The following is a 19,947-nucleotide window of genomic DNA, read 5'->3' as shown; positions in this document are numbered from 1 at the left end:
GTTTGATTAACTGGTTTATTTAGAGATAAGTAGAGAAAACCTGCCTTGTAGATGGGTTTCGTGCATCCTTCGGACGCAGGATTAACGTGCCCTTATCGGTGTGATTTTACCGGACACGGCCGCGTGCTTGGTCTCTGGTGCTGCGCCTGCGCGGCGTCGCCACCGGTGGCCCAACGGTAGGCGGCCCCCAGCTTCGCGGTGCGCGCACCGGGCGCCTTTGCTGGGCATGTTTTCTTCCCCGCGTGCCGCACGTGCAGCCGATGCGGCGGGTAGGCTGGGTAACGGATTGCGGCGCGTAATTAGATGGTTTACCGAAACGGCCCGAACAGCGAAAGCAACGTTTAGGGGCTGAGTCAAGTGGTATGGGGGCTCGCGGCCGTTGCAAGGGCACCCGCGCCGCAACGCGCTACGGTTTAATTCTTACCTTGAACCCGTCGTTGGACTACATCCATTGGCCCGCCGGTTGCGCTGCGCAAACCCAGGGACGTGCTTCACCATTTTTCCCGGCACGCAGCCGCACTACGCGCATACGCCCGGCAAAACGGGCTGAACTACAACGACAACCTCCGGGATTTGGCTTTCTTGGTCGACTACGCTAATACGCTGCCGTGAAGGTGGGCTCATAAACTCCATGCTCGTCAACCGTTCTTTTATCATGATGCTGCTATTTCTCCAAGTAGCTGGCACGGGGTGTGCGCGCGGTGATGAAACTGCTGGGTTTCGCGACGAAAACCCCACGCCGTACAACCAGAAAATTGAGCGGGGTCAGCGCCAACGGCAAGCCTGGACCGCGACGCCGCGCCAAATTATACAGCACCTGTTCGAACCTGAATCCGACGAAGGAGGCGACCTCTTTACCTTTCAGCAAACCCGTCACGTGAATGGGTCAAGAACCGTCACAATCACGGAAGAGGGGCTGCTCGATGACGAGGTATACGGGGAGCGCCGTGTCTTAACCTTCGTTGTTAAGCAAGGTGGATGGGTGGTGAAGCAGGTGAAAGTGGGCTATAAGTTTCAGAAAAGTGACCAAGCCTATTCTGGTCAGGGGTGCGGCCGGTAGGCTTATCTTATTGAGTTGAGTTTGCGCAAAGGGTCGTGGCTGTTGTAGAATTAAATTGGCAACGCGGGAATGAACGACATTATCGAGCTACTCAGCACGTGTAAAAGGCCCGTTGGATAGCCTCTTTGGCTCAATTCGGTTTGTGAGACTTTTTCACATTCAAGGATAGGCCACATTCTGCTGCACCCACGGTCGTTTTGCCACTCACTATAGCATCCCCTCATCCGCGAAGCTGTAATAGCCTTGGTCGGAATAAATCAGGTGGTCAAGTATCGGCAAGTCCAGGAACTGGCCGGCTTCCTTCAGCTTCTTGGTGAGCTGGATATCGGCGGCGCTGGGGTTGCGGTTGCCGCTGGGGTGGTTGTGTACTAGAATGATGCTGCTGGCCAGCTGCTCCAGGGCTTCTTTGAAAATCATTTTGGGGTCGGCAACGGTGCCGGCCACGCCGCCGCGGCTGATGGCGGTTTTGCGCATCACCACGTTGGCGCGGTTGAGAAGAATCACCCAGAACTCCTCGTGGGGTAGGTCCATCAGGTGGGGACGTATCAGGTTGTAAATGTCGCGTGAACAGGTGATGGTGGTGCGTGGGGCGGCGTCGGCTTCCTTGCGGCGGCGGCCCAGCTCCAGGGCGGCCACCACCGTAATGGCCTTGGCCTCGCCGATGCCAGGGTGGCGGCAGAGCTGCTTCACGCTTTCCCTGGCCAACGCATTTAGGTCGTTGCCCACGCCTTGGAGCATAAGCTTGGCCACATCGACGGCGGTGAGCTTGGTGGTGCCGGAACCCAGCAGGATGGCGATGAGTTCAGCATCGGACAGCGCGGCGCGGCCTTTGGCCATCAGCTTTTCGCGGGGCCGGTCTTCCTCGGCCCAACTCTTGATGCCCAGGGCGCCGGGCGGCGCGTAGGGTGGGGCCGTGCCCGGTAGGGGCGTACCCGGTAGGGGAGACGTGGCATTCGGGAGCGCGAAGGGTTCGGTCAGGCTGTCAGGGGCTTCCATGCGGCACGGGGTTGGTAGAGGGGAAATGTGAACTAAATGTAAAGCAAAAGCGGGCCGGCCGCGTTTAAACACCCGGCCTCCTTTGGCGTTAAACACCGGCGGCACGGGCCGCTTTTTTTCTGATTATGCGAAATCCAATTGTGTTTTGGTTGTTTCTGGCCGCTATTCTGCTGGCCGAATGGTATGGGTATCAGGCGGTGCGCACCGTGTCGCAGCATTTGTCGCCGGGGGCGCGGCGCGGCATTGCGGCGGCTTACTGGGTCATATCCCTGAGCGTATGGGGCCTGGCTTTCTGGGCCGGTAACACGCGCCAATCCGGCAACACGGTGATGAAAAGCTACCTCATGAGCCTGCCGCTGCTGCTGCTGGCCGGCAAGCTGCTCATCTTTGTTCCGCTGCTGCTCGAAGACCTAACCCGCCTAGCGCGCTGGGCCGTGAGCTCGGCTACCCGGCCCGCAGGCATGGAGGGCGATGCCATTCCGCGCAGCGAGTTTCTGGCCAAGCTGGCCCTGGGCATTGGCGCCATTCCGTTTGTGGCGCTGCTCTGGGGCATGGTGAGGGGCGCCACCGACTACCAGGTACGCCGCGTCACACTGCGCTTTCCCAACCTGCCGCCGGCCTTCGATGGCTTTAAGGTGGTGCAGATTTCCGACTTGCACACCGGCAGCTTTAGCTCGACTGAGCCGCTGCAGCGGGCGGTGGCCATGATTAACAAGCAGGGCGCTGACCTTATTCTTATGACTGGCGACTTGGTGAACAACCGCGCCACCGAAGTTGAGCCGCACATTCCGGCCTTGCAGCAGCTTAAGTCGGAGCTGCCCATCTTCTCCAGCCTTGGCAACCACGACTACGGCGACTATGTGCAGTGGGAAAGCATCAACCACAAGCGCGAAAACCTCGAACGCCTCAAGCGCAACCACGCCAGCATGGGCTGGACACTGCTTAACGACACCAGCCACACCATCACGCGCGGCACCGACAAAATAGCCGTGCTGGGCGTGCAGAACTGGAGCAGTCACGCCAACTTTCCCAAGCACGGCAACCTGCCCCGGGCCCACGCCGCCAGCGGCGACGCGCCCTTCAAAATCCTGCTCTCGCACGACCCCTCCCACTGGGAAGCCCAGGTGCTGGATTACCCCGACATCGACCTCACGCTAAGCGGCCATACCCACGGCATGCAGTTCGGCGTGAACCTGCCCGGCCTAAAATGGAGCCCCGTGCAATACGTGTACAAGCAATGGGCCGGTCTGTATGAGCAGGGCCGCCAAAAGCTGTACGTGAACACGGGCCTGGGCTATCTGGGCTACCCGGGGCGGGTAGGCTTCCTGCCGGAAATTACCCTCTTTGAATTGCGGCGAGCTTAACCAGAGAAGAGGCCGAGGGAAATAAGAGGCAAGGGATATATAGCTGAAGCAACATCCGCAACGAACTCGCCGTAAAGGACGCTTAACAACTCAACCATACCGGTTGTTTCCCTTTAATTCTTAAGCCATGAAAAATTCCCTTTTGATTCTCGCGGGCGCTGCTGCCCTTTCGCTGGCTTCCTGTTCGCAGGAAAAAACCACCGACTCCACCGTTGCCGGTGGCGAAGGCATGACCACGACCACAACATCTTCCATGTCGGAAGACCAGATTGAAGCCCGTGCGCAGCGCATTGCCGACAAAATGGTGGCCGACATGAAAATTACGGACGAGGCCACCAAAACCAAAATCCGCACCGTGTACGTGAACCGCTACCGCCAGATGGGCGACCTGCAAAGCCGCTACACCACCGACACCACCGGCATGGCCTCGTCCATGCGCGAGGCCAACATGGCCACCGACGAAGAGCTAAAAACCATCTTTACTAGCCCTAGCCAGTACCAGGCCTACGAAGCTAGCCGCCCCACTTACTACGAAATGGAGCGCGCGGAGCCAGCCATGTCGTCTTCGGCCGACATGAGCTCGGACATGGACGCCAGCGCGAGCGGCACGGGTTCGATGTCGGCCAACAAGGGCGAGAAAATCAAGATGAGCTCCGACGGCGACATCAAAATCAAGGACGCCCAAGGCAACAAAACCAAGGTTGACGGCGACGACGGCACCTTGAAAATGAAGACCGAAGACGGCTCAAAAACCAAGATTAAGTAAGGTTCGGCGGCTTGCTGCCAAGCCTCTAGAGCCCGCGCCTGCAACGGTGCGGGCTTTTTTTGTCTTCCTGGTGCACAACTTTGTTGTTGATTTGTGTTAGTCGGTAGTGATAAGTCAAGGCGTATTGAATACAGGAATGACCGGTAAAGGGAGCAAAAGGCGGTGGCTGCTGGCTGCGGCATTGCTGTGGTTGGGCACGTTGGGCACAGCCCAGGCCCAGCATCAGGTGCGGGTGAGCGGCACGGTATCGGCCGCTGATACGCGCCAGCCCATGCCCGGTGCCACGGTGCAGGTGCAACGCACGCGCCGCGGCGTGGTAACCGGTGCTAGCGGCGATTTTGCCGTGGATGCCTTGCCCACCGACACTGTGCTTATTCGGGCGCTGGGCTTCAAGCCGCAGCGGCTGATGCTGAGTAATACAGGCCTCTCGCAGCTTATTGTACGCATCCAGCTGGTGCGCGACAGCGTGCGCCTGGGCGAAGTGCAGGTGACCAGTGACCGCGCCGACCGGGCAGATATCAACCGGGCGCTGCGCAACATTAAGCGGCCCGCTCCGCCGGTGGTAAGTGGGGCCAAGCGCCCCCCCAAGCCCAAGCCTCTCTTCGCCGTAGACTCCACGGCGCCCAAGGCTCCGGTGCCCACCATTGCCAGCCCCGTAAGCTTGATTTATGAGCAGTTTTCGCGGGAGGGCAAGCAGCGAAAGAAGATGGCGGAAATTGAGGCCCAACAAAAAGCTGAGAAGGCTAGAAAGGCCAAAGCGCAATACAACAAGGCTTTTAAAGACAATCGGGGGTACGAACGGTAAGTAGCATCATACGGAGAGCTTCACCCTCGCCCGGCCTTGGTGAGGCTGCACTATAAGCCTTCACACCACACAGAAGCCGCCCTAACTGCAGAAACCAGCCCTTGAATAACTGCCAACACTTCTTTCGCGTAAGCTCAGGGTATGAAAATCGGGTATCCCTGCGTGAATGAGGCGATGGATTGCAGCGCCGCCAATACCTTCCGGCTGGCCTCTTACTCAGAGGAGCGGCTGCTGGCCGCCGTGACGGCCAACCTCACCTGCCTGCGCCGCATGCTGGAATGGAACGTGGCCCAGGGCCTGCTCTTTTTCCGGATGGGCTCGGGCATTGTGCCCTTCGGCTCGCACGAAATTAACACCTTTCCTTGGCAGACGCATTTCGCGGCTGACTTCAAAAGCATTGGCGACTACATCAAGGCCAACGACCTGCGCGTCAGCTTTCACCCCGACCAGTTTGTGGTGCTGAACTCGCCCACCCCGGACATTGTGCGGCGCAGCATTCAAGAGCTGGTGTACCAGGGCTCGATGCTGGACCTGATGGGCTTGGATGGCACCGCCAAGCTGCAGATTCACGTGGGTGGGCTGTATGGCGACCGCGAAACGGCCATCAGCCGGTTTGCGGCCGTGCACGCCACGCTGCCCGAGGCCGTGAAAGCCCGCGTGGTGGTGGAAAACGACGACCGGCTGTTTCCGCTGCGTGACTGTCTGCAGCTACACGAGCTCACCGGCGTGCCCATTCTCTTCGATAATTTCCACCACGAATGCCTCAACCACGGCGAGCCCATGGCCGAGGCCCTGCGCCTGGCTGCCGGCACCTGGCACCCTACCCGCGACGGCGTGCCCATGATGGACTACAGCTCGCAAGCCCTGGGCGAGCGCAAAGGCAAGCACACCGACGACCTCGTGGACGAGCGTTTCCGTGAGTTCCTCACCAACCTGCACGGCCTGGACATGGACCTGATGTTGGAAATTAAAAACAAAGAAGCCAGCGCCCTGCGCGCCGTGGCCATTCTGCGCGAGCTGGGCCTGAGCGCCCCCGCGCCTAACATCCCTACCCCGCCGCTCACCCTGCCGCCCGACCCCAACGTGCCTCCCAAAGCCAAGCGCGCTAAGAAAGAGGTATCAGCCAAGCCCGAGGAACTGTAAGCGCCCTGAATAGCTGCCGAGGCTGAATGACCCGGCTCATTCCATCATCTTCTACATTATTTCCTTTCCCCTCCTATGCCTTTCGACCACCTTCACGCCACCGTCAGCGCCCTCAGAAACGGGCTCACTAGCCTGCCCCTGGGCTCGGCCATCGACAATGTTGAGACTTGGCAGCAGCAATTCATGCAAAGCGGCGAGCCTGGCCTGCAAGACATCGGCCGCGAGCTCGGCAACCTGCAATCCATCCTGACCAGCGGGGCGTTGGGCGCCACCGACATCGGCAACTCCCTCACCATACTCGGCAACCAGGTCGCCCAGGCGAGTGCGCAGGCATCTGATGATGCCAAAAAGCCCCTCACCGAACTGGCCGATTTGTTGCGCCGCCACGGCAGCGACCTGCTAGCCCACGCTGAAAAAGGACAGCGGTAGTTTTCGAAGAGCTCTGAATTAATCAGATACAGAAAAGCCCTGCCTAAGTATTAGGCAGGGCTTTTCTGTGCGTTCTAGTGGGTGGGGCTGCGCAAGCGAAACATCAAATGCTCCCACAGAAACCACCCTACGGGCGCTGCTGCCCGTTGCTGCTGCTACTCCGGCGCGAGCGGGTTGGCACTACCTCGGTGGACTGCCGCGGGCGGTTGTCCTTGATGATGGGTTGCTCGCGGATGTCGGGCCGGGCTGTGGGCGACAGCTCCGGCGTGGCAGCTGGCGTGTAAGCGCCCTGGTCAGAGGCCTGGCGGCTGGGTTGGGCATCGCGGTTAGTGGCGGTGCGCTGCACTTGGGAAGGGCCCTGAATGGTGCTTTGGTTGAGGGCCGGGTTGACGGGGGGAATGGTCGTCTGGCCCTGGCTGCCCCCGCGCACCGGGGCCGAAGGGTCGAAAGGCACCGTTTGGGCTTGTGCCGAAGCGGTCAGGAACAGGGCCGCGAGTAATAAGTGCGTTTTCATAAAAATCGGTAGTAAATAAGTGTAAAGCCAAAAAGCCGGCTGCTTCAAAAGAAACAGCCGGCTTAGAAATGCTTACGGCCCTGAGCCGCAAAAAGTTACTGGTTGTTGGAAGAGCTGCGCGAAGAGCTGCGGGTGTTGGTCTTCTTCGTTTTGGTCTTGGTGCGACCGGGGGCGGTGCTGCTGCGCGAGTTGCTGCCGCTGCTCCGCATAGTGCCGGTTTCCGAGCTTCTGGAGCGGCTGTTGGTGCCCGACGTAGTGCCGCTGGTAGTACCCATCGTGCCCGACGTAGTGCCGCTAGTGGTGCCCATCGAGCCCGAAGTAGTACCCATCGTACCGGAGGTGGTGCCGCTGGTGGTACCCGAGGTGGTGCCCATGGTACCGCTGGTAGTTCCCGTAGTGCCGCTGGTAGTGCCCATGGTACCGGAAGTGGTGCCCATAGTGCCGCTGGTAGAGCCCGAGGTGGTGCCCATAGTGCCGCTTGTGCTACCCGAGGTAGTACCCATGGTGCCCGACGTAGTGCCGCTGGTGGTACCCATCGTCCCCGAGGTAGTACCGCTGGTGGTGCCCGAAGTAGTGGTTTGAGCGAAAGCAGCAGTGCTCAGGCCCATGGTCAACAATGCGGCGATTAGGATTTTGGTCGTTTTCATGTTCTGCTGGTTAGAAATGTGGAAAGGAAGGGGTGGGCTGTATATAGAATGGATGATGGTGCTTGCTGCCAGCGAGGCGGCAACACCGGCTGCTTGTACGATGCTGACTTCAATTGTGTTGGCAAAAGAAGGATGAGAGTCCTTTGTAATATCTATTAAATCAAGTGTTTGTAACGATTGATATAACTCTACTACAGGCCGAAGTCAGCAAAATTGTTGGGCTGCTTGGTGGCTTCTTCGAAGAAAATGCCATATTTCTGTAACCTTCCCGAATTAGCACGGTGTCCACAATCAAATATCCTAAAACCATCGCATCAGGTTGGACTCGCTATCGGATAATGCATTAATGCTGCGGGTGAAAGCCGGCGACGTGGACCGCATGGGACTGCTCTTTGAGCGCTACCATCGGCAGCTCTTTGGCTTTCTCTACCACATGCTGGGCCGGGCCGACGCCAGCGAGGACCTCGTGCAAAACGTGTTCTACCGCATGCTGAAGTACCGCCACACCTTCACGGGCGACGGCGAGTTCCGCACCTGGATGTACCACCTGGCCCGCAACGTACTGGCAGATTACATCAAGAAGAACCGCCACGCCGCCCACCACACCGACGTGGCCGCCATGGCCGACCACCTCGGCGGCGGCAGCCCCGCTGATGCTGGCCTCGAACAAGCCCAGGACGTGGCCCTGCTACACCAGGCCCTCGCCAAGCTGAGTCCCGAGAACCGCGAAGTGCTGGTGCTGAGCCGGTTTCAGGAGATGAAATACGCCCGGATTGCCCAGGTGCTCAACACCACAGAAGGCGCCGTGAAGGTGCGCGTGCACCGCGCCATGAACGAATTGAAGACTGCCTACCTACGCATCGAAAATTAAGCTACGCTATGAACTGTGAACGCACCAAAGAACAATTAGTAGACTACCTGAGCAGTCAACTCTCGGACGTGGAGCAGGCGGCCCTGCAGGCCCACCTGGCTGAGTGCGCCAACTGCCGCGAAGAGTTGCAAGCCGTGCAGGGCGTGTGGCAAACGCTGGGCAAAGTGCGCGTGCCCGAGCCCAGCGAGCACATCCGCACCGACTTCTACGCCATGCTCGGCACCTTCCGTGAATCGGCCAAGCCCGCGCCCGACTACTCGCTCAAGGGCCTGTGGCAGTGGTGGCTGGAGCTGCAGATTCCGCTGCCGGTGCTGCGGCTGGTGTACAGCGCCTGCCTGGTGGGCGTGGGCCTGATTGGCGGGTATTGGCTAAGCGGCCAACGCACTACTACCCAATCTGCTGACCAACAGGAAGTGGCTGCCCTGGCGGCCCAGGTCAACCAGATGCGCCAGGTGATGATGCTGGCCCTCATAGAAAACCCCTCGGCCACCAAGCGCCTAAAGGCCGTGAACTACACCAAGGAGCTAGAGGCTCCCACGACCCGGGTGGTGGAGGCTCTGTTGAACACCCTGAACAACGACCCCAACGTGAACGTGCGTCTGGCCACTCTGGAAGCCCTCACGCCGCTGGCTCAGGACCCCACCGTTCGCCTCGGTCTGGTGCGGGCCCTCCGGTATCAGGATTCGCCGCTGGTGCAAACGGCCCTGGCCGATGCCATGGTGCAGCTGCAAGACCCCCGGTCGGTGAAGCCGCTGCGCGAGCTGCTGAAGCAGGACAACCTCGACGAATCGGTGAAAAGCAAAATCGAACAAAGCATTCAAACCTTGTCTAACGGCCGGCCCGCCGCGCCCTCAACTCTTCAATCCAATGACCAGACTCTCGTTTCTCCCCAGCCTCAGCGCGCTGCTTTTGTTGCTGTCTAGCAGTACTTGCTGGGCCCAGACCAAGGTATCAAAAGAGCAGATAAACAAGGAGTTTTCGCTCACGGCCGATGCCAGCCGCAGCACGCTGGCCTTGTACAACGTCCACGGCTCCATCACGGTGCAAGGCTACGCTGGCAACAAGGTGGTAGTTGAAGCCACTAAAACCATTTGGGCCAGCAACGACAAAATCCTGGAAGTGGGCAAGAGCGAGGCGAAGCTCGACTTCGTGCAGCGCAACGATACGGTGCTGGTGTACATGGCTGCTCCCTACGACTCGCGGCCCCGCCGCAACTACCGCAATAACAACGACTGCTGCAACCAAAGGGAAATTGATTATCGCTACCAGTTCGAATTCGTGGTGAAGGTGCCCTACGAGCTCAACCTCCACCTCTCAACAGTGAATAAAGGAAGTGTGCTGGTGGAGAACGTGACGGGCCCCTTGCAGGTCTACAACGTGAACGGCTCCATTACCCTCAACAACGTGAAAGGCACCACCAAAGCCCGCACCGTGAACGGCAACGTGGAGGCGACCTACGCGGCCAATCCGGCCGGTGCCTCTACTTACAACACCATCAACGGCCAGATTCGGGTGAAATACCCCTCCAGCCTGGGCGCCGACATGCACTTCAAGAGCATGAACGGCGCATTCTATACCGACTTTGCCAACGCCGAAATGCTGCCTACGCAAGTCACCAAAAACAAGGAGGGCCGGGGCGGTGGCACCGTGTATAAAATCACCAAGGAAACCGCCGTCCGCATTGGCAAAGGCGGACCTGACTTCCGCTTCGAAACTCTCAACGGCAACGTGACCGTGAGCAAACTTTAGATATCAACCCGTTACAATGAGCAATTCCATTCAAATGGCCCATGCGCACCCCGTGCGCCTGGCTGCCCTCGCCCTTTTGTTACTCAGCAGCACGCTGCCCGCTTTCGCCCAGGACGACACCAAAGAAGTGAAAGAACAGCTGGTAGTGGCCCTTAGCTCTCCCAACAAACCCGGTTCGCTCGAAGTGGGCTTGGTGAACGGCTCCATCCAAGTGACCGGCTACAACGGCAAGGACGTGGTGATTGACGCCACCGCCCGCCCGCGGAAAAGCGGCCGCCACGCCGACCAGCCAGCCCCTAATGGCATGCGCCGCCTCTCGGCTGGCACCAGCCTCAACCTGACGGCGGAGGAGAAAAACAACCGCGTCGAGATTTCCACCGAGTCGCACGCCCGGGCCATCGACCTGAACATCAAAGTGCCTCAGAACTTTTCGCTTAAGATTAGCACCGTCAACAACGGCAACATCACGGTCGAAAACGTAGCGGGAGAGATTGAAGTGACCAACGTAAACGGTTCCATTACTCTCAACCAAGTATCGGGCTCGGCCCTGGCCAATACCGTGAATGGAAACTTGCTGGCCACCTTCAAGAGTGTGAAGTCCGGTGTGCCGATGGCCTTCTCTACCCTCAACGGCAAGGTCGACGTGACCTTTCCCAACAACGCCAAAGCGGCCCTCAAAATGAAATCGGAGCGCGGCGAGGTCTACAGTGATTTCGACGTAGAGGTAGATAAAAACAGGCCCAAAGTGACCCGCACCAACCAAGATGGCCTCTACCGCATCAGCACCGATGATTGGACCTACGGCAAAGTGAACGGCGGCGGCGCCGAAGTGATGATGAAAACCTTCAACGGCAACATCTACCTGCGAAAAGCTAAATAAGGTTTTATAGTACCCTGATTGACCGTCAACTTTCTAAAAGAACGTCATGCTGAGCTTGCCGAAGCATGACGTTCTTACTTGAACACCAAAAGGAGTTGTGTCGCTAAATGCGGCACAACTCCTTTTGGTGACTATCAGATAAAGCCTTGCCGGTGCTTACTTCACCACCAGGCGGCTAGTAGCGCCATCAGTAGCGTGCAGCAGATACAAGCCGGCCGGCAGCCCGCGCACGTCAAGCAGGTCGGTAGCGGTGGGCAGGGTGCGTACGGCGCGGCCCAAGCCATCGAGCAGGGTGCCGGCCACGGGGCGGCTCAGGCGCACAGAAGCGCCGGAGGCCGCGGGGTTGGGGTAGCAGTACAGGGCAACCGGCGCTGGCCGGCCGTTTTTGGCGCTGGTGACCACGCCGCGCAGGCCAATTTGGTACACCGATACGGTGCTGCTCACTTCGTTGGCCAGCAATAGTAGGGGCAGGCCCGTGGGGCTGTCGGCGGCCGATACGAACACGAGGCCTTCGGGGCCCAGGTCGCCGTTGCCGGCCGTTAGGCTGCGGTTGTTCACGTAGTCTACCAAGCGCGGGTTGGCGGGGTCGTTCACGTTCAGTATCATCACCCCGCCGGTGCGCTCCAGGCTCACGAAGGCGTAGGTGGTGTCGCGAATCATGCCGATGGCGGCACCTTCGGGCTCGGGGCCTTTGTCGTCGGAGCGGTTTTTACGGGTGGGGACGCCCGTGGTGTTGCTGGCATTGAAAATGGCGCCGAAGCTGGCGTCGGTGCTGGTCATGCGCTCCATAAGGTCGCCGCTGTCGTGCACCAGCGCGCCGGTGTTGGCGTTGAGAATGCTGAACGAGCGGCCGCCAAAGGCATAAATCTCATCAAAGTCGCCGTCGCCGTCGGTGTCACCGAGGCGGTTCGTCACATTGAGGCGTCCCAGGGCGCTATTGTTTTTCAGCAGCGCGGCCTGGGGGAAGGCCGTGGGGTCGAGCACGTAGCTGGCGGCGCCCACGCGCACTACTTCCTCCAGGGCATTGTATTCGCGGGCGTCGCCCTCGTTGGCTGTGAGAATGTAGCGGCCCCCGCCGAGCGTGGCAGGCAGGTCAAAGGCAGCAATGGCATCAGGCTGGCGCATGCCGCGCACGGGCCAGTTGGCCATCAGGATATCGGCGGCCTGGTCCGAGGCATCGAAGCTGAAACCGGGCTGGCTATGGTCTTGGTAGCCAATGGGCCGTAGGGCGGTGAACTGCAGGGTGGCGAGGTCGAGCGTGGCCATGGCGTTGTTTTCCTGCATGGCCACGTAGGCCGTGCGCGAATCGGCCGAGACGGTCACGTATTCCGGTTCCAGGTCCTGGGCCACGGTGCTGGGCGTTCCGGCCGCCCCACCATAGAGGCGGATGCCAGCCGTGCGCAATGCCGCTGCCTGGGCGTTATAGGTGCTGAAATCGACGGTCGTCACATTGGCCTGGGTGAGGGCCGCGATGCCGCCGGTCAGGTCCACCACGGTCACGGAGCCGAGCGGGTCGTTGGTATAGGTGGTGCTGGGCTCGCCTTCGTTGGCGGTGATGACGTAGCGGCCATCGGGCGAGAAGGTTATCATGTCAGGCAGGGCGCCGGCCGTTACCTGCTTAATGAACGTGCCGTTTTGGTCGAAAAACACGATGCTGCCGTTTTGCTGCGGGTTCGCATTCTCCATGGCACAGGCCACCAGTCCGTTGCGTACGCTCACCGAATTGATGCCTCCGTAAGTGGCAATGTTGATGGATGCTACTGAGGTAAGCATGCCGGGCGTGGCGAAGTTGAGAATGTCGAGCTTGTTTCCAATGGAATTAGCCACGTACAGGCGCTGCGTGCTGGGGTCGTGGGCCACAATTTCGGCCGAGTTGGTGCCACTCACGCCGTTTTGGTAGCTGCCTAGCAGGTTCAGGCGCAGGTTGCGGTCGCGCGCTGGGGCATGGGTGTCGTTGTCTTTGATGAACACCAAGAACTCCGTGGAGCCCACTGTGAGCGTGGCATTGGTGGGGTTTTGGAGGCGCACGGTGAAGTATTCGGCCGGTTCGGCAGTGGCATCGTCAACAATGGGCAGCGTGAGCGTGGCCGTAGTGCTGCCCGGCGCGAAGGTGATGGTTTGGGTAGTAGCAAAGGTGAAGTCGGCCCCGGCCGTGGCCGTGCCCAGCGGCACCACTACGGCCTGCACGGTGCTGGCCGTGGCATTAGCGTTGCGAATGCTGAGCGGCAGCACCACCGTGCCAGCGTTTTCAGCCACGATGCTGGTGGTGCCGGTGAAGCCCAGGTCAGGTACGGCCTGGGCGTGAGCCGCCGTGCCAGCCGCGGCCAGGACTACTATCAATACACAAGAAAAATGGGAAAAGTAAGAGTATAGGAGCATAGAAAATGGCCTGGTGAAACAACGGGCCAAAGCTATCGGGAGGCCATTAGCCCAACATTACAAGCTTGTTATCGAATTGCGTTGGCAATTTCCCTAACAGGAAGCTGCGCCAGTACTATGGTAGGTTACAACTGCCCTCAGGCACGCCCGACAACAGGACCTTTACTTGCAGTTAGCAGAAACTGAAAAATTATTTTCGACCCGCTGTAACGATTAGACCAAAGTCCGGTACTCCTTTCAATTCACCCCCAAATTCCCACCCGTGACCACCACGAGTACGAGCGACGAAGAACTAATGGCCGCCGTGAAGGCCGATGACCTCGACCAGCTCGTGCCCTTGTTCGAGCGCTACCACGGGCCCTTGTTTAACTACCTCACCCGCCTCACCAACGACCGCGAGACTAGCGAAGACCTCACCCAAACCGTGTTCGAGCGCATCCTCAAATACCGTAGCAGCTACCAGCCCACCCAGCCCTTCAAAGCCTGGGTGTACCAGATGGCCCGCAACGTGCACGCCGACTACTGGCAGCGCAAGGAAAAGCTGCGTGCCGCCGATGTAGAGGAAGTGGAGCGCACCGGCGGCCTGCGCGGCGCGGCATTCTCCCAAATGCGCGTCAGCAGCCACCACGACGACCTCCACGAAGCCCTCGCCCTGCTGCCGACCCCGCAGCGCGAAATTCTGGTGCTGAACCGCTTCCAGGGCTTCGGCTATGAGGAAATTGGGAAGCTGCTGGGCTGCACCGCCGAAGCGGCCCGCGTGAAGGCCCACCGCGCCCTGCAAGCGCTGCGCAAAATCTATTTCGCCAACTAAGCCAATGAAAACGCCTGACCTTTCTGCCTGCCACGAGATGGAAGCGCTGCTCCCGGCCTATGCCGAGCGCAGCCTGCCTGCCGCCGAGGCCGAGCGCGTGGCCGTCCACTTGGCCACCTGCTCCAGCTGCCAGCTCCAGGTAATCCAGCTCCGCGCCCTCACCGACGACCTCGACGCGGCCCTGCCCGAGGTGCCCCGCACCGCGCTCCGCGCCAACTTCATGGCCATGCTGGAGCAGCAAAAGGCCCTCCTGCAACCCCAGGCGCCCGTTGCCGCCGCGCCCGAGGCCAAAGTGGTATCGATGTGGCCCACCGCAGTAGCCAACAACTGGATGCGCATCGCCGCTAGCATTGTCCTCATTGCCGCTGGCGTATTCCTGGGTCGCCAGCTGCCCTGGGGCAACCGGGCCAACGACAGCCTGGCCGCCACCACGGCTGATGCTTCCTCCCGCAATTCGTTGAACGAGGCCCTGAACGCCGGTCGGAACCGGGTGTCGGCCAGCGACCGCATCAAGCTGGTGACCAATTCGGCCAGGGAAACCGAACCCGGCGACCCCACCGTGCAGGTGCTCCTCAACACCCTCAACTTTGACCCCAGCCCCAACGTGCGCTTGGCCGCCTGCGAGGCCCTCTACCGCCTGCGCGACGACCAACGAGTGCGGGAAGGCTTGGTGAATTCGCTCGCCATCCAAACCGACCCCAACGTGCAAATCACCCTGATTGACATGGTTGTGGCGATGCGCGTGCGCCGCGCCGTGCCTCAGCTCGAACGCCTGTCTAAGCGCGCTGATGCCTTGCCCGTGGTGCGGGCCCAGGCCGAGGCCGGCATTGGCAAACTGATTTAACCCACCCATTTTTCACCCTTTTCTCACCTCTTTTCTGCACGCGGCGCTGGCACCCACCGGCGCCGCACTAGGACCTCACTTGTCAAATTTTTTCAATATGAATAAGCTCATTTTACTCGCTTTGGCGGGAGTGCTGGCCGCCCACACCGGGCAGGCGCAGGAATACAAGACCAAACTCGGCGGCAAAGACCGCAAAATCCTCATCGACATGCAAGGCAGCGACGTGACGGTGGAAGGCATCGACGGCAACGACCTCGTGATAACCGGCAACGGCTACGAAGAGCCCAACAAGCGCGCCGAAGGCCTGCGGCCCGTCTACAACGCGGCGGTCGACAATACCAAAATCGGCCTTTCGGTAACGCAGCAGGATAATACGGTGCGCATTGCGAAGGCTTCGCGCAAAGACACCAAATACACCATTCGGGTGCCGCGCAATTCGGCCGTGCAGTACAACCAAACGAACTGGAACGGCGGCGACATCCAGCTTACCAACGTGAGCGGCGACCTGGAAATTAACGTGAAGAACGGCGACATTAAGCTCACCAACGTGACCGGCCCCGTAGTGGCCAACACCGTGAGCGGCGACATTCAGGTGCGGTTTGCGCCCCTGCGCCAGGGGCCTACCTCCATCTCCACCGTGAGCGGCGACGTCGACGTGAGCATGCCCGCCAATACCAAAGCCACCCTCAAGCTCCGCTCTGTGTCGGGCGAGGTCTACACCGATTTCGACATGAACCTGGGCAAAGACGACAACAGCATGCGGCACATCGGCGGCCAAGTGGTCGACGGTAGCATCAACGGTGGCGGTGGCAACACTCTGTCGCTCAAAACGGTGAGCGGTGACATTTTCGTTCGCAAAGCCAAGTAGGATGGCTAAGTAAAAAGGATACCCTTAAGAGGATATCCTTAAAAAGAACGTCATGCTGAGCGCAGCCGAAGCATGACGTTCTTTTTTAGCTCAATGACACTTCCAATTCAGCCTTTCACCTTATTTCTCTGCAATCATGCGCTACTGCCTGTTTCTCCTTATGCTGGTTCTTGCTGCAAGTGGCATCCAGTCGGCCTCGGCCCAGAAAATCATCGAAAAAAGCGCAGACCTGCGTGCCGGACAGCGCGTTTACCTCAACCTGAAGCAGGCCAGCAATATCCGTATACGGAGCGGCGCCAGTGGCAAAATGACGGTGAAGGCTGCCGTGAGCATCAACCAAAACAAGCTCAACGACGCCTTGCTCCTCAAGATAGAGCAGACCGGCGAAGAAGTCAAATTGAGCTCTGAGTTCGACAAGGAAATGCTACGCAATGCCCAGCCCGGCGACTGCCCCAACGGCGGCTCTTACTACGGCGATACTTACAACACCACCATCGTGAATGGCAAAGTCATCGGCGGGCATGACCGCGAAGGCCGTACCGTGAACCAGGTGTGCGCCCTCATCGACTACGAAATCACCGTGCCCGCCAACGTAGCCTTGCGCGTGAGCACCCTTAGCGGCAACATCGACATTGCGGGCCTGAGCGGGGCCATTGAGGCCAAGTCGCTGAGCGGCTTCGTGGACGTGGCCTGGCCAGCCAACAAAGGCGCCGAGCTTTCCCTCAAAACCATAACGGGGGAAGTATATACCGACCAGGACATTGCCTTCAGTAATCGCAAGAGTAATCCCATCGTGGGCTACCTGCTCAAGGGCACCCTGCAGGGCAGCGGCCCCATCGTGAAGCTCGAGTCTATCAGCAACGATGTGTATTTCCGCAAACGGAAGTAACCATTCAAAACAACGGGAGTTTCCACGCGAAATGAGGCTTTACATAGCTGTCATTGGGCTTGCCGCTGCCTCAAAAGTAGCTTTTCAGTAACGCATTGCCCCGGCCACGTGGGTGGCCAAGGGATACTAAACAACGGGGTTGGGGCGCCACGCCGAGCAAGGGCTGCAACCCGGCCTCCGATGGTAAGGACGCTGGCTGACGCATGGTGAGTGACACGCCATCGGTCGTTCGGCTCCGCCTTGTTAGATAGAGTTTTTGGTCGATAAGTATGCAGCCAAGCCTCTTCGGATTCGTCTTTCCGCACCTTCTGCTCTCCTCACCTTCTGCAAACTAGTCTCCACAATGGCCTCCACCTTTTCTCTGCGCGCTGTTTTTTTTATTGCTTGTCTAATACATAGTTGCTTATTAAGGGCGTTGGCTCAGGCACCGGTGGCCGACGCCCAAGCAACTACCGATGCTACCGTGGCGCCCAAGCGCCAGTTGGCCGCCCTGCGCATTAGTCAGCCGGTGAAGCTCGACGGCATTCTCGACGAGGCCGTGTGGCGCGAGGCGGCCATCGCCACCGATTTTATTCAGAACCGGCCCAACCCCGGCCCGCACGAAAAGCATCCCACCGAGGTGCGTATTCTGTACGATGATGCGGCCATTTATGTGGGCGCCATCATGCACGACGTGTCGCCGGATTCCATTCCGCGCGAGCTCACTGACCGCGACCGGTTCGGCAACACCGACTTTATCGCAATTTTCCTCGATACCTACGAGGACAAACTCAACGGGTATGCCTTCTTCGTGACCACCGGCGGCGTGCAGATGGACGCCCGCTACTCGCCGGCCAGTGGCGAAGATTTCAACTGGAACGCCGTTTGGGAAAGCCGCACGTCGCTGCAAGGCACCGACTGGGTAGCCGAAATGCGCATTCCTTACTCGGCCCTGCGCTTCAGCACGGCCGCCGTGCAGCAATGGGGCCTGAACTTTATGCGGCAGCGCAAACGCGACAACCAGATGTTTTTCTGGAATGAGGTAAAGCCCGGTGTCGATGGCTTTGTGAACCAATGGGGTGTGCTTACAGGCCTGCGCGACCTCAAGCCGCCGCTGCGCCTCTCGCTCACGCCTTACGTGTCGAGCTACCTCAACCACAACCCCCTGAACGCTGAGGGCACGCGCCGCACCGCCACCAGCTTCAACGGCGGGGCCGACGTGAAGTGGGGCATCAACGAAAGCTTCACGCTCGACGCCACGCTCGTGCCCGACTTCGGGCAGGTGCAGAGCGACAACCAGGTGCTTAACCTCTCGCCCTTCGAAGTGCAGTTCAACGAGAACCGCCAGTTCTTCACCGAAGGCACCGAGCTGTTCAACAAAGGCAACTTGTTTTACTCGCGCCGGGTGGGCGCCACGCCCATCGGCTTCTACAGCACCTTGGCCGGCCCCAACGAGCGCATCGTGCGTAACCCGTCCGAAACGCCGCTCCTGAACGCCACCAAAATATCGGGCCGTACGAGCAAAGGGCTGGGGGTCGGTATTTTCAATGCTTTGAGCAACAATGTGTATGCCATCATTCGCAACAAGGAAACCGGGCAGGAGCGGGAGGTGCTCACGCAGCCCTTCAGCAACTACAATATTGCGGTGCTTGACCAAAGCCTGAAAAACAACTCCTACGTCAGCCTCATCAATACCAACGTGACGCGGGCCGGCAGCACCTACGACGCCAACGTGACCGGCGGCCTGTTCCGCTTCGCGAACAAGCAGAACTCCTACGCCACCGAAGGCCGCGTGGTGTACTCGCGGCGCCGGGGCACGGGCTTCAACTCCGAACAACAAATCAGTGACCGCGACGGCTACAAGTACTACGTCAACTTTGGTAAGGTGAGCGGCAACTTCACGTGGCAGGTCGACCACGGCATTGAGTCCAACACCTACAACCCCAACGACCTGGGAATCCTGTTCGGCAATAACAACATCTCGCAGTCGGCTCAGCTGGTGTACCGCAAGTTCAAGCCGTTCTGGAAGGTCAACAACTTCGCCATCTTTGGGGTAGCCAGCCACACGCTACTCTACAAGCCCACGCTGTATCGGGCGGTCAACTTTTACCTGGGCTCAAACACCACCTTCACCAAAAGCTTCAACCAAATCGGATTCGACTTCAACTACGACCCTGTTACGCACGATTATTTTGAGCCCCGCACTTATCCCCTGGGCAGCCATTACGTGCGGGTGCCCGGCAATGCCCGCATCGAATGTTTCCTCAATTCGGACTCGCGCAAGAAATTCGCCTATGGCCTGAACGCTGGCTTGCAGCACTACAACCGCGACGAGCGCCTGCCCCGGCCCCGCCGCACAGGCTACAGCTTCGGCGCCTACCCGCGCTTCCGCTTCAACGACCACTTCACCCTCCGCTACAGCATCGACTGGAGCCTGCGCGCGAATCAAATCGGCTACGTTAACGGCGGGATGGATAGCAATGAACTCCTCGACCGTCCTTTCATGGGCCAAATCATGCTCGGCCTGCGTGATGTATCGACGGTGTCCAATGTCGTGTCCGCGGCCTACACCTTCACCAACCGCATGGCTTTCACGTTGCGCGTGCGCCACTACACCAGCAACGTGCACTACAACGGCTTCTCTGCCCTCGGCAAAAATGGGGAGGAGCAGCTGGTCGACTACCGCCGCAACCGCGACAATACCTACAACGCCTTCAACGTGGACGCGGTGTATTCCTGGTGGTTCGCTCCCGGCTCGCAGATTAGCGTGGTTTGGAAAAACGCCGGCACCACCTACCTGCAGGCCGAAGAAGCCACGCCGCAGTACTTCAACAATTTCAATAATACCATCAACACCCCGCACAATAACTCGGTGTCGGTGAAGGTGCTTTATTTCCTGGATTATCTGGCGTTGCGGCCGAAAAGGTAGAGAGCCAGAGTGGCGCGCCTGTCA

Annotated in this window: 19 protein-coding genes; 16 read left to right on the top strand and 3 right to left on the bottom strand. The window is 59.4% G+C overall.

Features of this window, described 5'->3' with window-relative positions; translation table 11 throughout:
* The first annotated feature begins 655 nt into the window (after positions 1-655).
* Positions 656-1,060, top strand: coding sequence for a hypothetical protein (locus ACP7AJ_RS15100; protein WP_426061044.1), 405 nt, complete (start codon positions 656-658; stop codon positions 1,058-1,060).
* Positions 1,061-1,267: 207 nt separating this feature from the next.
* Here ACP7AJ_RS15100 and radC read toward each other — a convergent pair whose 3' ends face one another.
* Positions 1,268-2,056, bottom strand: a complete 789-nt coding sequence (gene radC, locus ACP7AJ_RS15095) for a RadC family protein (RefSeq protein ID WP_426061043.1) — start codon at positions 2,054-2,056, stop codon at positions 1,268-1,270.
* 125 nt (positions 2,057-2,181) lie between these two features.
* Between radC and ACP7AJ_RS15090 the strand changes: the two genes are divergently transcribed.
* From ACP7AJ_RS15090 to ACP7AJ_RS15070, 5 genes are all read left to right on the top strand, one after another.
* Positions 2,182-3,420, top strand: a complete 1,239-nt coding sequence (locus ACP7AJ_RS15090) for a metallophosphoesterase (protein ID WP_426061042.1) — start codon at positions 2,182-2,184, stop codon at positions 3,418-3,420.
* A 127-nt stretch (positions 3,421-3,547) separates the two neighbouring features.
* A complete protein-coding gene (locus tag ACP7AJ_RS15085) occupies positions 3,548-4,186 on the top strand; it encodes a hypothetical protein (RefSeq protein WP_426061041.1) in 639 nt (212 codons plus the stop codon).
* Between the two features lie 136 nt (positions 4,187-4,322).
* Positions 4,323-4,991 (top strand): carboxypeptidase-like regulatory domain-containing protein, encoded by a 669-nt coding sequence (locus tag ACP7AJ_RS15080; RefSeq protein ID WP_426061040.1) that lies wholly within the window; start codon positions 4,323-4,325, stop codon positions 4,989-4,991.
* Positions 4,992-5,132: 141 nt separating this feature from the next.
* A complete protein-coding gene (gene uvsE / locus ACP7AJ_RS15075; RefSeq protein WP_426061039.1) occupies positions 5,133-6,134 on the top strand; it encodes a UV DNA damage repair endonuclease UvsE in 1,002 nt (333 codons plus the stop codon).
* Positions 6,135-6,209: 75 nt separating this feature from the next.
* Positions 6,210-6,563 (top strand): hypothetical protein, encoded by a 354-nt coding sequence (locus ACP7AJ_RS15070; protein ID WP_426061038.1) that lies wholly within the window; start codon positions 6,210-6,212, stop codon positions 6,561-6,563.
* 127 nt (positions 6,564-6,690) lie between these two features.
* Here ACP7AJ_RS15070 and ACP7AJ_RS15065 read toward each other — a convergent pair whose 3' ends face one another.
* On the bottom strand, positions 6,691-7,077 hold the full coding sequence (locus ACP7AJ_RS15065; RefSeq protein WP_426061037.1) for a hypothetical protein: 387 nt from the start codon (positions 7,075-7,077) through the stop codon (positions 6,691-6,693).
* A 105-nt stretch (positions 7,078-7,182) separates the two neighbouring features.
* On the opposite strand from ACP7AJ_RS15065, the gene ACP7AJ_RS15060 reads away from it, so the two are divergent.
* From ACP7AJ_RS15060 to ACP7AJ_RS15040, 5 genes are all read left to right on the top strand, one after another.
* Positions 7,183-7,659, top strand: a complete 477-nt coding sequence (locus ACP7AJ_RS15060; RefSeq protein ID WP_426061036.1) for a hypothetical protein — start codon at positions 7,183-7,185, stop codon at positions 7,657-7,659.
* Between the two features lie 411 nt (positions 7,660-8,070).
* Complete coding sequence (locus ACP7AJ_RS15055) at positions 8,071-8,595, top strand: RNA polymerase sigma factor (RefSeq protein WP_426061195.1); 525 nt, start codon at positions 8,071-8,073, stop codon at positions 8,593-8,595.
* A gap of 8 nt (positions 8,596-8,603) precedes the next feature.
* On the top strand, positions 8,604-9,518 hold the full coding sequence (locus ACP7AJ_RS15050; RefSeq protein ID WP_426061035.1) for a HEAT repeat domain-containing protein: 915 nt from the start codon (positions 8,604-8,606) through the stop codon (positions 9,516-9,518).
* On the top strand, positions 9,463-10,344 hold the full coding sequence (locus ACP7AJ_RS15045) for a hypothetical protein (RefSeq protein WP_426061034.1): 882 nt from the start codon (positions 9,463-9,465) through the stop codon (positions 10,342-10,344). Before ACP7AJ_RS15050 ends, ACP7AJ_RS15045 begins: the two co-directional genes overlap by 56 nt.
* 16 nt (positions 10,345-10,360) lie before the next feature.
* The gene (locus ACP7AJ_RS15040) at positions 10,361-11,224 is read left to right on the top strand and encodes a DUF4097 family beta strand repeat-containing protein (protein ID WP_426061033.1); all 864 of its coding nucleotides are present in this window, start codon (positions 10,361-10,363) and stop codon (positions 11,222-11,224) included.
* A 156-nt stretch (positions 11,225-11,380) separates the two neighbouring features.
* On the opposite strand, the gene ACP7AJ_RS15035 is transcribed toward ACP7AJ_RS15040, so the two are convergent.
* Positions 11,381-13,564: a choice-of-anchor I family protein gene (locus ACP7AJ_RS15035; RefSeq protein WP_426061032.1), complete on the bottom strand. Its 2,184-nt coding sequence runs from the start codon at positions 13,562-13,564 to the stop codon at positions 11,381-11,383.
* A 301-nt stretch (positions 13,565-13,865) separates the two neighbouring features.
* Between ACP7AJ_RS15035 and ACP7AJ_RS15030 the strand changes: the two genes are divergently transcribed.
* The 5 genes from ACP7AJ_RS15030 (at position 13,866) to ACP7AJ_RS15010 (ending at position 19,923) form a co-directional block, all read left to right on the top strand.
* The gene (locus tag ACP7AJ_RS15030) at positions 13,866-14,414 is read left to right on the top strand and encodes an RNA polymerase sigma factor (protein ID WP_426061031.1); all 549 of its coding nucleotides are present in this window, start codon (positions 13,866-13,868) and stop codon (positions 14,412-14,414) included.
* A gap of 4 nt (positions 14,415-14,418) precedes the next feature.
* A complete protein-coding gene (locus ACP7AJ_RS15025; RefSeq protein WP_426061030.1) occupies positions 14,419-15,258 on the top strand; it encodes a zf-HC2 domain-containing protein in 840 nt (279 codons plus the stop codon).
* Between the two features lie 97 nt (positions 15,259-15,355).
* Positions 15,356-16,126 carry a DUF4097 family beta strand repeat-containing protein gene (locus ACP7AJ_RS15020; RefSeq protein WP_426061029.1) on the top strand — a complete coding sequence of 257 codons (771 nt, stop codon included), beginning with the start codon at positions 15,356-15,358 and terminating at the stop codon, positions 16,124-16,126.
* 160 nt (positions 16,127-16,286) lie between these two features.
* Positions 16,287-17,015, top strand: a complete 729-nt coding sequence (locus tag ACP7AJ_RS15015) for a hypothetical protein (RefSeq protein ID WP_426061028.1) — start codon at positions 16,287-16,289, stop codon at positions 17,013-17,015.
* A 415-nt stretch (positions 17,016-17,430) separates the two neighbouring features.
* The gene (locus ACP7AJ_RS15010) at positions 17,431-19,923 is read left to right on the top strand and encodes a DUF5916 domain-containing protein (RefSeq protein WP_426061027.1); all 2,493 of its coding nucleotides are present in this window, start codon (positions 17,431-17,433) and stop codon (positions 19,921-19,923) included.
* The last annotated feature ends 24 nt before the right edge of the window (positions 19,924-19,947 follow it).

Origin of the sequence: Hymenobacter sp. B1770 (assembly GCF_049896385.1) — a bacterium.
Taxonomy (GTDB): Bacteria; Bacteroidota; Bacteroidia; order Cytophagales; family Hymenobacteraceae; genus Hymenobacter.
The sequence above is the reverse complement of the archived record's forward strand: the minus strand, read 5'-3'. Positions and strand labels throughout refer to the sequence as shown.

Coding starts and splice junctions, on each gene's coding strand:
- ACP7AJ_RS15080 (WP_426061040.1), top strand. CDS start 4,323: ATGACCGGTAAAGGGAGCAAAAGGCGGTGGCTGCTGGCTGCGGCATTG.
- radC (WP_426061043.1), bottom strand. CDS start 2,056: ATGGAAGCCCCTGACAGCCTGACCGAACCCTTCGCGCTCCCGAATGCC.
- ACP7AJ_RS15100 (WP_426061044.1), top strand. CDS start 656: ATGATGCTGCTATTTCTCCAAGTAGCTGGCACGGGGTGTGCGCGCGGT.
- uvsE (WP_426061039.1), top strand. CDS start 5,133: ATGAAAATCGGGTATCCCTGCGTGAATGAGGCGATGGATTGCAGCGCC.
- ACP7AJ_RS15090 (WP_426061042.1), top strand. CDS start 2,182: ATGCGAAATCCAATTGTGTTTTGGTTGTTTCTGGCCGCTATTCTGCTG.
- ACP7AJ_RS15040 (WP_426061033.1), top strand. CDS start 10,361: ATGAGCAATTCCATTCAAATGGCCCATGCGCACCCCGTGCGCCTGGCT.
- ACP7AJ_RS15065 (WP_426061037.1), bottom strand. CDS start 7,077: ATGAAAACGCACTTATTACTCGCGGCCCTGTTCCTGACCGCTTCGGCA.
- ACP7AJ_RS15050 (WP_426061035.1), top strand. CDS start 8,604: ATGAACTGTGAACGCACCAAAGAACAATTAGTAGACTACCTGAGCAGT.
- ACP7AJ_RS15045 (WP_426061034.1), top strand. CDS start 9,463: ATGACCAGACTCTCGTTTCTCCCCAGCCTCAGCGCGCTGCTTTTGTTG.
- ACP7AJ_RS15055 (WP_426061195.1), top strand. CDS start 8,071: ATGCTGCGGGTGAAAGCCGGCGACGTGGACCGCATGGGACTGCTCTTT.
- ACP7AJ_RS15025 (WP_426061030.1), top strand. CDS start 14,419: ATGAAAACGCCTGACCTTTCTGCCTGCCACGAGATGGAAGCGCTGCTC.
- ACP7AJ_RS15020 (WP_426061029.1), top strand. CDS start 15,356: ATGAATAAGCTCATTTTACTCGCTTTGGCGGGAGTGCTGGCCGCCCAC.
- ACP7AJ_RS15085 (WP_426061041.1), top strand. CDS start 3,548: ATGAAAAATTCCCTTTTGATTCTCGCGGGCGCTGCTGCCCTTTCGCTG.
- ACP7AJ_RS15015 (WP_426061028.1), top strand. CDS start 16,287: ATGCTGGTTCTTGCTGCAAGTGGCATCCAGTCGGCCTCGGCCCAGAAA.
- ACP7AJ_RS15070 (WP_426061038.1), top strand. CDS start 6,210: ATGCCTTTCGACCACCTTCACGCCACCGTCAGCGCCCTCAGAAACGGG.